Origin of the sequence: Pelagibacterium lentulum (assembly GCF_003992625.1) — a bacterium.
In the GTDB taxonomy this organism is placed as follows: domain Bacteria; phylum Pseudomonadota; class Alphaproteobacteria; order Rhizobiales; family Devosiaceae; genus Pelagibacterium; species Pelagibacterium lentulum.
Genome location: NZ_RZMW01000028.1, coordinates 1 through 12,209 on the forward strand (window position 1 = coordinate 1; position 12,209 = coordinate 12,209).

Below are 12,209 nucleotides of genomic sequence, written 5' to 3' on the forward strand. Positions count from 1 at the left end.
TCTCCGGCCTTCCAGGCAGCCGTTCCGGTTCTCTCCCAATTGCTCAAGGCCGAGATGGCCGAACGCGAGACACGATCGATCGCCTATCAGCTCAAGGTTGCACGCTTTCCAACCTATAAGGACCTGGCCGGCTTTGATTTTGCCAGCAGCGAGATCAATGAGGCCCTGGTGCGCCAGCTCCATTCCGGTGCCTTCATCGAAAAGAGCGACAACGTCGTTTTGGTAGGGGGACCGGGAACCGGCAAAACCCACATCGCCACAGCCCTGGGCATCCAAGCCATTGAGCATCACCGCAAGAGAGTGCGCTTTTTCTCGACCGTTGAACTGGTCAATGCGCTGGAACAGGAAAAGGCTCAGGGCAAGGCCGGGCAGATCGCAAATCGGCTCGTCCATTCCGACCTGGTCATTCTCGACGAGCTTGGATACCTGCCCTTCAGCGCATCAGGAGGGGCATTGCTCTTCCACCTGCTGAGCAAACTCTATGAGCGCACCAGCGTCATCATCACCACCAATCTCAGCTTTGCCGAGTGGGCCAGCGTGTTTGGAGACGCCAAGATGACAACCGCGCTGCTCGATCGGCTCACCCATCACTGCCATATCCTCGAAACCGGAAACGACAGCTTCCGGTTCAGGAACAGCTCGGCCCAGGCCACAAAAACCAAAAAGGAGAAAGCACCGACTTGACCATCTGACCAAACCCAAATCATATCCATGAGGCGGGTCAATTCTCGGTGAAAATACCGGGTCAGATCTCAACGGCAATCAACACGTTGAAGCCGAAGCGATCAAGGAACCTGACCAGCTTCGTTCCGTCCTCAGCCCGTCGCTGCGACAGCTGGACCTGGAAGCAGACTTTGTGCTTGAAGTCTGTAAGGGGGCCCTGACGACAGGTGAACTGCGAGACCGGCTGGGCCTGGACTTCGAGGCGTTCAACCGCAGCCTGCTCGCGGCCGGCGAGAGCCCCGACACCTATCCGGAACTCCATGCCAGCCTGCTGACCAACTACATTCACGACATCGAAATCGAGATCGTGGATGCGCTGCGCGCCGTCTTCTATCCGGTGATCAAGAAAGGCAAGGCAGCAGAGGAATATGCGCAGTTGAGAGAGGAATTCCGGTCGCTTTCTCCCGATCCGGCATGGGAACTCCGCTACCATGAGGTCCCCCGCGACATCATGGCAGAGCGGGTGGATCAATGGCTAGCGCAGCATGCAGCCACCCGCAAGAGCAAGAAGCCGAATCTGGTGCCGCTTGATGCGCTAAGGCGAGCCAATGCCGATGCGGTTCGCAAATTCACCCGGGAGGCGGGGCCGGTCATAAGGGCGTGGTGCCTGAAGCACGAGGTCACGCGACCGGCCTTGTGGGACGAAGTCGACAAATGGGCGGATTCTCTCCGCGCCCGGCTCGATGAAGCTGGCGTCTTCGATTGCCTGGAGCTGAGTGAAACACTGCTATTCATTTGGTGCCAGACGCTCGGTGTGTGGCCGGAGAGAATGCGTGCCACGCTTGATCGCGGGCAATTGGAGCTCAGTGACGACGATCTCGATGCCGAACGCAGCCGCGAAAAGGAAGAGGCGGAAGCCAGGAGACGCGAGGCGCGCTCGGTACCGTTCAACGGCCGAAGCGTAGACCCTGAAACCGCGGATTGGTCTGCAATCGCATCCGAACTGGCCGATGAGCTCCCGAAGAGTGTGCTGGAAAGCCCCGTAGGATCGCCGGCCGATCTGGTGCCGCGTGCTCAGCCAAAGACAAGAGACCGGAAAAGTCAGCGGGGCAGCAAGGCTCCGCCGGCTGGCCGGAGAGCGCCGTCTGACAAGACCGACATGATCGGCAAACTGGGCGAGCTTGTCGTCTACAACTGGCTGAAGAACAGACTACCCAAGCAGAATATCGATGCCGCGTGGGTTTCCGAGAATTCGGAGCCCTTCACCGGGCGCAAAGGTGATGATGGCCTCGGTTACGATTTCACCGTCAGCTTCCGAAGCCAGGCGCTGCTCATAGAGGTCAAAGCTAGCCTCAGTGATCCTCGTATGTTCGAGATGGGCGAAAGCGAAGTCAGGGCGGCCAAGGCGGCTGCTCGACCCAGGAGCGGGCAGCGGTACGCTATCGCCTATGTCAGCAATGTTGGCGAACCGTCTCTTACGCGTGTGGAGATGCTGCCCAACCCGATGAGCGAAGAGGGGGAAGCCCTGCTGTGCATCCTTGGAGAAGGCATCAGGTACGGCTTTAGTCCAAGGAGATGATAGAAGTCGGGGGCATGACGTGTATGAGCCCTTGTAGCAGAACACGTGCGTAGTCACGGAGTCAGGCGGACAGCATGACTATGCCGCCAGAAGCCGAGAGAACAATCGGAGCTTATAGCGTATAATCGGTAGGTGTGGGGATTTGCGGTAGCGGTCCCTAGACTCGATACCCTAGCGCTGTATCTCCTCCGCTGGAGCACGCTAGAGCGACATCATCTTCCTCGGCCCAGTCTAGCTCACCCTCAGGCCGTTTCCACTTCGACGTCAATGCCGATCGCATTGGCGATTTCGGTGTAGAGATCGACGGTCGTCTGCGCGCGAAGGGTAAGAATGAGGGCATAGCGCACTTCCCTGTCATAGCGTTCGAGACGCTTTTTCTCACGCCACCAGCCGCCGGTCGGATAGACCGCTATGCCGTGGCGATTGGCAAGGTCGGCAGCGGTACCTTCCCATATGTCAGAGTGAAGGGAACCGCGGTCCCGAAGGCGCGGGCCGAGGACCCATCCATCGTCTTGCCCGCCGCCGTAAGCGCCATCTTCCTCCTCACGCGCGGCCGCATTGATGCGTCCTCGGAAGGTATCCACATCCTCTTCGGGCCGCTTCACGGCAAAACGGAGACCGTGCGAGGCGTAGCGATGGCGCTTGGTCCAGCCCCGCTCCCCCGGATTGGGCTCTATGAAATAGCTCAGCGTCACGCGCAGTTCGACTTGTTCCTCGCCAAGCCCCTCCAGCGTCTCGGTCGGCCACGGCAGATCGTGGAAGATCATATCGCAGGTCTTGATGGTCGATCCGTCAATGAAGAAGGGCTGCATCATGCTTTCGATCACAAGCGTCACGTCATTGGCCTGGCTACGGATCGCCTTGCCCAAATTAGGAACGCCATATCCATAGCGACGCAACAGAACCCGTTTGTGGGTCTGTTTCGGATTGACCGGAAGATGCCCGCGCATGGCCGGGGTCCAGTCGGCGGAATGAACGATCAATCCCCTGACCGTTTCGGGCCAATGGCCCGCGCGGTCGGCCAATATCTGCGCTGCCATGCGAGAAGCCAAGGCCGTTGCAGCGCTTGTGTCCGCGATAACGTTGAAGTAGCCGACTTGCAAACGATTATTCGTTGTCAGCAGTGTAAGGTCATCCAGATGATCGCTGTTGCCATTGGCGGGATTGACGCCGTAATTGCCGCCTTCGAACACGATATCGGGCTTGATCGGCCACTCATTTTTCCATGTCAGGGATGTCCGGCTGAGCGGTGAGAGATCGCCGGCGGGGGCCATCGGGCTCCACCCGGCAAAGGTCGCATCGGTGATGGTGCACTTCTCAGTCACCGCTCCCACCGTCAGGGCGTTCCACGCCTGCGCGGGGTTCTCGATCGGCGCGGCATCATTCTGATCAAGATACTCGGCTGCCGGATAAAGAGCGTTCACGTTGCCTGCCGAAACGACGACAATACGCTGGGTATCACCATCACCATAGGCCAGTTCATCAAGGGCTGCTGACCATGAGGACGGGCGCCCCCGCCAATGATCGCCCGCGCTGGTAACGGCAAGGCAGAAAGCCCGCGAACGCTCCGGCGCTTGTATCTCGGCCCGGCTCATCGCCTCCGCAGTGATGTAGCCATAGAGATCGGGATCGTTCGCTCCCTGATCCGGCAGGATTTTCACCGACTCCAGAACATGGCTCAGGCTGAGCGGGTCGGTGCTAGCCAGAGGATCGGTCAGATCCCCATAGAGCGCCAGGCCGCTCATTTTCGTCCCGTGTCCGCGCCACATCGGGCTGGTGTCCTCTACCGGCCAGACCCCGTTCCACGACTGCTGATCCTCTGCATTAAGGACCGGCTCGATAAGCGGATGAGGGCGCGTCGACCCGGAATCCAGAATACAGACTGCCGGTGCGCCGGCATCAGGGACTTCCAGCCGCTCCGCCAACTCGTCACTCCAATCGCGCTGCTCGGTCGGGTCCATCGCCAGGTACACGGATGGCGTATCTCGCGCGAGCCGCAACTCGGCAATGGCATCGGTATTGGAAACGATCATGCCGATCTGACTAGGCGTCGCGAGCACTAGCACGACCTCACGCTCTGGAAACCGGACGACATGCTCTCGCAACACGATGTCAAGAATGTCGGCCGCATGTTCAAGGATCGGCCGGCCTCCCGTTCTCAGCCAGACTTCCCACCAGGCATGCTGACCTGCCGCCGGAAACATCTGAATGTCATCCGTGAAAAGTGAGCGGGCATGAGCGAGCCGCACATCTTCCAACGAAGCGACGAGCGGCTGGTTCTTGGGCTTGCCTGTTGGCGTCTCCTGCGTCCGGTAATCTTCGACCTTCTTGAGGTAGAGCTCCCGCTTGGCCTCCGGAACGAATACTGTGGCCGATAGCAGATTTTCCGGATCGGACTCTGCGGGTCGGACGGCCACCAGTTCGATATGATCCTGGCCCCGCTTGTCTTCGAGCTTGTCGAGCAGCGGGCGCTGCTCTTTGCCAATATCGAATTCGAGATAAAAGCCGGCGTTTCCACCGGCGATTTCCGGATTGCGTTCCGCGGCTTGTTCGGCTGCGGCTGTGATCGCGGATGTCAGAGCCTGTTCCAGATGCGCCGCATGCTGAGCGCGATTACGCGCCGGGAGCACGACTTCGCCGCCTCCGCCTCTCGGCCACGTGAACTGCTCCCGCCGCCCGTTACCGGTAATATAAATGTGCTTGAGAGCCCGCTGTTCCCCGTTCGGCATCAATCCTCTTACCTATGCGCTGCCGAACGCCGCTCCTTTATGGAGACTGACAGGTCCGCGTCGGTGACATCACTGCGATCGGCCAATATCGCCCGCTTCGCGGCCTCATCAGCCGCGCGGGCGATTTCGGCCTGGCTAAGACCCGCTGTAAGCTCGACGGCCTTGCTCCAATCCAACTTATCGGTATCAAAGCCGACCAAACGCGATTGAAGTATCTTCAGCGTCACATCCTCGTCGGGGAGGTCGTACTGGATCACGTCATCAAAGCGCCGGAACAAGGCCGGATCGAGCAGTTCGACGTGGTTTGTGGCGGCGATGATCAGACTGTCGCTGTCGTCTTTCTCCAGAAACTGGAGAAACGAATTCAGTACGCGGCGGATTTCCCCAACATCATTGCGCTCGGATCGCCGTGAGCCGATGGCGTCGAATTCATCGAAGAAGTAGACGCCGCGCGTTTCGGTCATCGCGTCAAATATGATCCGCAGCTTTGATGCGGTCTCGCCCATGAACCGTGTAATCAGGGTGTCGAAAACCACTGTGAAGAGCGGTAGGTGCAATTCGCCGGCCAGGGCGCCGGCGGTCATGGTCTTTCCCGACCCGGGCGGGCCTACAAGGAGAAGCTTCCGCCGCGGCTGTAACCCCCGCTCGACCAGCTTGTGCTGCTGGCGCTGCTCGGTAAGCACTCTCTTGAGGCGCAACTCCAGTTCGTCGGTCAAAGCCATGCTGGCAAGCCGCGTCTCTGAAAAACTAACCGATACCAGCGCGGCTAGATCGCCTTTTGGCTGGGCGATAGGAACCGGCCTGCGCGCCCGTTCGACTTTGCCGCTGCTGCGTGCCTGATCGACGAGCGCCCGCAGTTGCTGGGCAACCTGACCGTGGCCTTTGCGTGCCTCATGGGCAGCCACCTGCATCGCGATAGACAGGAATTGATCGTCATCGCGGGCGATGTGGCTCTTCAGGAGCGCTATGAGATGCTTTGAGGCCGTCATATCCGGTCCATTGCGATAATTCGGCCATACGCTTGACAGGAACGGGCCACGAACACGATCAACCGACTGATGTCGCAAAACCGCTCGCCGCGCAAGCGCGGACCGCGGTCGGGTATGTCTATTCGGCTCCGGCTGTGGAACATTTTTGAGATAGCGCTCACGTGTAAGAATCAGATTCCGCGCGAGTAGTATTGTATCGACACCTTACAAATAGACCTTAAAACATCGTTTCCTTCAAATCCTAATATAAGAACTTCACAAGACGCTGTGCATGCGGCAAGGCCTGACCGTCACACTACCTTTATCCGCAGCACCCCGGTCCTGAAAATCCCGACACCGCTTACTGAGAAATGGAGCGATCCCGCGCGCAGTGCCCAGTTTAGTTCGTAAATGGCGCCGGACGAGATTCGGACTCGCTGTGTATTTCGAAGGCAAGCAAATGTCTGCATTCCAAACCTCGCTCCTGAAAAGCCGCCGGTCCGTTCACAGCGCCAATGCGGACAGCATGATTACGCTGCCAGACGCCGAGAGGACAATCGGAGCTTGTAGCGTATATCCGGTAGGTGTGGGGTTTGACGGTAGCGGTCCTCCGCTACCGAGTCGTACGCGACACTATCCCACAATATCGGAAATTTGCGATTGGATGCGCTGTGGCGCTATGATGTTTAGGGTAGCGTCGGTTGTCGGCTCGTTGAGCGATGCAATTCCCTCAGGTGCATCATCGCCCAGACTCGGTAAAGCGCAAGCCGGGCCCACTGTGCCCAGCACGCGCGGATGTGCGATGGCTAGTCCATCTGTTGGATCGAGCCATCATCCGCGACAAGTGCAATGGTGTTCTGGTCGGAGATGGCAGCGAATTGCTGGTCGTCGAGGCGCGTGAGGTGCAGCAGATACCCGTCCCCGATCCGATCGGTTACGAGCGACCAGGACAAATCCTCCTCGCTCGCTGCCATCAGCCCCTCCCCGAACACGAAGGCGGTGATGCCATCGCCATCGACGTGGATCGTGGTGACCGGGGTAGCGCCGGGATGGGCGCGCAGCCATGTCCGTCCCGCATCCTCGCTCTTGAACAATCCCGCCTCCGAGGCCGCGTACAGCGTATCGGGGTCGGCGGCTGAGGCGGCGAGATCAATGAGCCCGTTAGCCAGAATACCGATCTCGTCCCAGGTTACGCCGCCATCCGCGCTGCGCTGAAGGCTGGTGCCGTGATGGACGCCATAGAGGACATCAGGGTCGAGAGGGCTGACCGTCATCTGGTGAAAATCGACCGGGCCGTATACCCCATCCGATAGCTTTGCCCAGGTCCGGCCCCCGTCCTGGGAAGCGATGATCCCGAGATTTCCGCCGGTAGCAGGATGCCCGCTGGCCCAAAACTGCAGATGATCTTGCGGGTGCGCAGAGAACCCCATGAAATCGTCCCGGCTGGTTCCCACAAAATCTGCCAGACCTGTCTCGAGGTCGAGCGACCACAATCCATGATGGGTTGCCAGCAGGAGAGCGTCGGATCGTGTGCGGTCCGGCGCCAATCCGTGCACATGAGTCTGGGCGAGCAGGGTTTCGAGTTCCAAGCGTTCCTGCGCTGGTGCGGTACCGGAATACGCACCAAGCGCCGCGAACGCGGCTCCGGCCAAGAGTTTTCCAAAAGCATTCATAATTTCATTCCCTTGCAAGGACTCCAGCCGTCACAGACGGCTGGAGTGCCCTCGATTACGCCTGTACCTGAAATTCGGTCATCATGCCGAAGGACAAATGGGGCATGTGGTGGCAATGCAGCATCCAGTTGGCAGCCTCACCTGCATCGAGGGCGATGGTGAGGCTGGTCATCGGCGGAACATGGACCGTGTCCCGCACGGCGCCCGTGAACCTGCGGTTACCGATCGCAACAACCTGGAAGCTATGTCCGTGCAAATGCATCGGATGTCCCATCATGGAGCGGTTGCGGAAGGTCATTTCCACGCGTTCGCCGCTGCGGGCGACAATCGGGAGGTGATCATCCCATGTCCGGCCGTCGATAGTCCAGACATAGGGCGACATCGATCCATCCAGCAACACTGCGCGCGATTTGCTGGCATCGCGGCTTGGCAGCGGATCGAGGGCCCGCAGCGCACCTTCCTGGGCAAGGTTGATATCGAAGGGTGGCGCGGCCTCCTCGCCAATGGCGGCGAGCCGCGAGATTGTTGCCCCGGCCGGCGCCAATATGAGCCCCGTGCGCTCCTTTTCGCCTTCGCGTAGGGCGAATACGGGGAAGGCCCGGTATTCCGCCGGCAGGTCGAGGTCGATATCGAGGCGCTGCCCCATCGAAAGTCCGAAACGTTTGCCCCCTACGGGTTCAACGGGATGGCCATCTACCGCGACAAGCCGACCCTCGATCCCGGTATCGATCCAATAGGTGGTCGCTGCCGAAGCGTTGATGATCCTGAGCTTGACCCGGCCACCACGTTCCACACGAACGACTTCCGGGTCCGACAGGGTCCGGTCGTTGGTCAGATACGCGTCGAAGTCGAAGTCGTTTAGATCCATCGCCATTCCACCCATTCCCGAATGGTTCATTCCGGCCATGGGCTGGGCCGCGCCATGATCCATACCACCGTGCCCCATGCTGCCATGATCCATGCCGCCATGCCCTTCACCGCTCGCGATTTCCGCAAGCACCTCCTCGGGTGACTTGAACGAAAAATCGTGCAGGAACATCACCACGTCCTGACGGTCGGCAGCCACGTCTTCAGGGCGCCTCACGATGAGAGGTGCGGCCAGCAATTGCATTTCCTGCACCGGTATGTGGCTGTGCATCCAGTGCGTGCCTGCAAGGGGATCAAAATCGTAGTGGCGGGTTTCGCCCGGCGCCAGTACCGGCATGGGCATGTGCGGCACGCCGTCCTGATCGTTGGGCGGAATTTGCCCGTGCCAGTGGATGATGGTGTCAACGTCGAGGTCATTGCGCAAGGCGACCTCGAACCGCTGTCCGGGTTCGAGGATGAGGCCGTGCCCTCCACGTTCATTGAGCAGGCCGAAAACGGTAGCGGCCCGGCCATCGACATCGATGGTCCGGGTGCCTGCGGTAAGGCGCAGGGCCGAGGATTGTGCCAGGATTTGGACCGGCAGGGTGGTTGCAGCGGCCATTGCTGCTGTGACGGCCAGAAAGCCGCGGCGTGAGATATGGTTTGTCATCTTTTCAATCCGAAGTGTCGCGCAAATCGATGTTTGTCGCGTTATCGTGAACCGTCTGAGGAGACGGCGGTGACTACAGGATTGAAACAGGTTTCGGCGGTCGCTTGCCGGGCGGAAGGCTCAGGCCGGACTGTAGCTGTATCTTCGGGAACGGCCCGTGGACCGCAGGCTTCGAGTAGCTCAACGACACTGCACTTGGATATGTGCCCGCCGGCGCAAAACATGCCGCGTAGCAGAGCGCATCGTGCGCCAGGCTATGCTCGTCAGTTGAGGAGCTGTGGTGATGCCCATCGGCGGTTATGAACATGGCGTGTTCGTCATGGGACATGCTTGCATGTCCCAAAGGCGGGCTAGCATGGGTAATTGAAACCAGTCCCGTTGCCAAGATCAGGCAAAGGGCCGCGATTATCCGTAATGTTCTGCCAGCCAATGCGTGCATTTCCCGGATAAGCCCCAGTGACGCTGGTACACAAGTCTGAACCTATACCGATTCAGCCTCCCGGTCGCGAAACATCATGAAATCGTGTCGCACCGGGATGGCCCAACCAAGGCGAGTTGGGTCAGTTTTGCCGCAGAATGGGAGAATATCCCGCATTTCCGATAATCTTTTCCAGCGCCGAGGCCGTTGCTCCGCTTTCGATGCTGACGCGGTGCTCAATCAAGTCGATTTCGATAGTCGCTTGCGGGTCTGCGGTCTTCACTGCCTTTTCGATGGTTCCCGCGCAATGACCGCACGTCATGTCCTTTACCTCGAATATGTGCATGGACGTGTTCCTTACTGGTTTCAGCTGTTGCGAATATGGTGCTTCCCACCGTGGTAAGGTCAAGGGGCTGTGACGAAAAGGTTTGGTGCGGCTGGGGCGCGTATCGGCCTCCCCGACCATTTCTTCAGTCACGATCGCGCTCGGACATCTGCGCCTGATACTGGCTTTCGCGCTCGGGCCAGGTGCTCTTGATATAGTCGAGAACGGCCCGGATTTCGTCATCGGTGAGGACGTCTCCGAACCCGGGCATGTCGCTCTCATAGGTGCCGCCGACAATTTCTGCCACCCCGTCGCGCGTGATGCGGAAGAGTTGGTCGTCGCTGTGGTGCCATGTGTGACCGGTGGCATCGTGGGGAGGGGCAGGCATTCGCCCGTTGGGCAGGCGCTCCTGCCAGTTGGGCTGGCCCTCCAGATTCTCTCCATGACAAGCGGCGCAGTGTTCGACGTAGAGGTGTCGGCCTTGGGCGAGGCGCTCAGCTTGTGCCCGGCCATCGGCCGCACGACCGAATGCGAACCAAGCCACGCTTAAGGCGACGAGCACCATGATCGCGGCGGCCATTGTTATCGGGCGTGACATTGGCAGCCTCACTGGTCCGGCGAGGGGAACAGTTCCTCAGTGAGCCCTGCCATACGGTAGGTCACAAGGCCAATCCATTCGTGCGCTGCCAGATCGACAGCCGACAGGCCACTTGATGCTGTGGCGGACCAGTTTATGTTGCCCGACTTTGTCCTGAAATCCACCGGATAGGGGATAACCGCGAGGGATGCGGCCCTGAAGCACCCAACCGCGCGTGGCATGTGACTGGCCGAGGTGACAAGAAGCCAGGTTCCTGAAGCCCGGTCGCCGAGAGCGACAGCCGTCTCCCTGGCATTCTCGCATGTATTGCGGGAACGCTCTTCCATCTCAATGCGATCGTCCTCGACTCCTGCAGCGATGAGCGCCTGCCTGGCCAGTTCGGATTCGGTCAGGCTGCCATCGTCGAAAAGGTGCCCGCCGCCGCCCGAAAGAAAAATCGCGGCGTTCGGATAGCGTTCGGCAAGCATTCGGGTTTCGATGACCCGTTCGCCTGCTTCGTTGAGGGTCAGCGCATCACGATCGTGGGAGATGTGTGTGTCGACGGCTCCCCCGAGCAGAATAATTCCAGAAATCTCGCTTGGCAGGGGCTGGCGTGGAAAGCGATCCTCAAGAATGCTGAGTGCAGCGACACCTATCGGGCTCCACGCCGCCAAGACCATCCCTGCAATTGAAGCAATGCCCAGCGTTGCCGCCGTTTTGCGGAACTTCAGCAGCCAAAAACCCAAGGCCACCAGCAAAACAAGTAGCAGGATGTTGGAAGGGACCAGGAAGAAGCTCAGTAATTTGGATAGGTTGAAAAACATCGGGGACCTCCACGACGTCTTCCAGTAGCACCTTCGCCGTCAACAATCGATTGACGTCGATTCCGCTTGACCTTCCTACCATTGGAAGCAGCAAAGTCCGGAGTGCGAGCTTGACCTCGATCAACGCTCGTGTGGAGAAATCCACCTAAGGCAGTGACTGGAGCGGAGAGGTCTGGAAAATGAACGAACATCAACACCACCATGCTGACAGTGGCCTTGGTGCAAAGGATGCATCGGGGCACGACAAGCATGCGGGCCACTCGGTTTCCATGTTTCGTGACAAGTTCTGGCTCTCGCTGGCTTTGACGATACCGACTGTCATTTGGGAGCCAATGATCCAGGAGTGGTTCGGCTACACTGCACCACACTTTCCCGGATCAAACTTTATCCCACCATTGTTTGGCACCATCGTTTTTTTCTACGGTGGCTGGGTGTTTTTGAGCAGCGCAATCGGCGAGCTCAAAACGCGCCTTCCGGGCATGATGACGTTGATTTCGCTCGCGATCTCCGTTGCGTTTATCTACAGCGTTGCTATCTTTCTCGGGTTCGATGGTCATCCCTTGTGGTGGGAGCTGGCCACGCTGGTCACCATCATGCTGCTGGGACACTGGATCGAGATGCGCTCGATTTCTCAGGCTCAGGGCGCTCTCAATGAACTCGCCAAGCTGTTACCGGACATGGCAGTGCGCGTGGTTGAAGGGGACCGGACAGAAGAGGTGGCCGTCTCCGACCTCAAAGCCGATGACGTCGTCCTGGTGCGTCCAGGGGCATCAATCCCCGCCGATGGCATCGTTATCTCAGGCAAGAGCTCGGTCAACGAATCCATGATCACGGGCGAATCTGCTCTGGTCGACAAGTCGGACTCCTCGGAAGTCCTCGGCGGCACCGTGAACGGGCAAGGTTCCCTTCGCGTCCGCGTGCTTCAAACTGGTCAGGA

The 12,209-nt window shown here is 59.3% G+C and carries 10 protein-coding genes; 3 read left to right on the forward strand and 7 right to left on the reverse strand.

Annotated elements, in window-relative coordinates; all coding sequences use genetic code 11:
- The coding region (gene istB, locus EO133_RS07150; protein ID WP_127071967.1) for an IS21-like element helper ATPase IstB at positions 1-684 on the forward strand (684 nt) is incomplete at its 5' end.
- A 172-nt stretch (positions 685-856) separates the two neighbouring features.
- Positions 857-2,242, forward strand: coding sequence for a protein NO VEIN domain-containing protein (locus tag EO133_RS07155; RefSeq protein WP_127071969.1), 1,386 nt, complete (start codon positions 857-859; stop codon positions 2,240-2,242).
- 242 nt (positions 2,243-2,484) lie between these two features.
- Here the strand turns inward: EO133_RS07155 and EO133_RS07160 are convergent, their stop codons facing one another.
- From EO133_RS07160 to EO133_RS07190, 7 genes are all read right to left on the reverse strand, one after another.
- Positions 2,485-4,971, reverse strand: coding sequence for a S8 family peptidase (locus EO133_RS07160; RefSeq protein ID WP_127071970.1), 2,487 nt, complete (start codon positions 4,969-4,971; stop codon positions 2,485-2,487).
- 8 nt (positions 4,972-4,979) lie between these two features.
- Positions 4,980-5,960, reverse strand: a complete 981-nt coding sequence (locus tag EO133_RS07165) for an AAA family ATPase (protein ID WP_127071971.1) — start codon at positions 5,958-5,960, stop codon at positions 4,980-4,982.
- Between the two features lie 785 nt (positions 5,961-6,745).
- Positions 6,746-7,612 carry a F510_1955 family glycosylhydrolase gene (locus tag EO133_RS07170; RefSeq protein WP_127071972.1) on the reverse strand — a complete coding sequence of 289 codons (867 nt, stop codon included), beginning with the start codon at positions 7,610-7,612 and terminating at the stop codon, positions 6,746-6,748.
- Positions 7,613-7,667: 55 nt separating this feature from the next.
- A complete protein-coding gene (locus EO133_RS07175; RefSeq protein ID WP_127071973.1) occupies positions 7,668-9,128 on the reverse strand; it encodes a multicopper oxidase family protein in 1,461 nt (486 codons plus the stop codon).
- 560 nt (positions 9,129-9,688) lie between these two features.
- Positions 9,689-9,892, reverse strand: a complete 204-nt coding sequence (locus EO133_RS07180; protein ID WP_127071974.1) for a heavy-metal-associated domain-containing protein — start codon at positions 9,890-9,892, stop codon at positions 9,689-9,691.
- A gap of 124 nt (positions 9,893-10,016) precedes the next feature.
- Positions 10,017-10,469 carry a c-type cytochrome gene (locus EO133_RS07185; RefSeq protein ID WP_206513478.1) on the reverse strand — a complete coding sequence of 151 codons (453 nt, stop codon included), beginning with the start codon at positions 10,467-10,469 and terminating at the stop codon, positions 10,017-10,019.
- An 8-nt stretch (positions 10,470-10,477) separates the two neighbouring features.
- Positions 10,478-11,272 (reverse strand): YdcF family protein, encoded by a 795-nt coding sequence (locus EO133_RS07190; RefSeq protein WP_127071975.1) that lies wholly within the window; start codon positions 11,270-11,272, stop codon positions 10,478-10,480.
- A 179-nt stretch (positions 11,273-11,451) separates the two neighbouring features.
- Between EO133_RS07190 and EO133_RS07195 the strand changes: the two genes are divergently transcribed.
- On the forward strand, positions 11,452-12,209 hold a 758-nt coding region (locus EO133_RS07195; RefSeq protein WP_164734918.1), incomplete at its 3' end, for an HAD-IC family P-type ATPase.

Excerpts from the sequence above, each read along its gene's own strand:
- EO133_RS07160 (WP_127071970.1), bottom strand. The coding sequence starts at position 4,971 with ATGCCGAACGGGGAACAGCGGGCTCTCAAGCACATTTATATTACCGGT.
- EO133_RS07165 (WP_127071971.1), bottom strand. The coding sequence starts at position 5,960 with ATGACGGCCTCAAAGCATCTCATAGCGCTCCTGAAGAGCCACATCGCC.
- EO133_RS07170 (WP_127071972.1), bottom strand. The coding sequence starts at position 7,612 with ATGAATGCTTTTGGAAAACTCTTGGCCGGAGCCGCGTTCGCGGCGCTT.
- EO133_RS07175 (WP_127071973.1), bottom strand. The coding sequence starts at position 9,128 with ATGACAAACCATATCTCACGCCGCGGCTTTCTGGCCGTCACAGCAGCA.
- EO133_RS07180 (WP_127071974.1), bottom strand. The coding sequence starts at position 9,892 with ATGCACATATTCGAGGTAAAGGACATGACGTGCGGTCATTGCGCGGGA.
- EO133_RS07185 (WP_206513478.1), bottom strand. The coding sequence starts at position 10,469 with ATGTCACGCCCGATAACAATGGCCGCCGCGATCATGGTGCTCGTCGCC.
- EO133_RS07190 (WP_127071975.1), bottom strand. The coding sequence starts at position 11,272 with ATGTTTTTCAACCTATCCAAATTACTGAGCTTCTTCCTGGTCCCTTCC.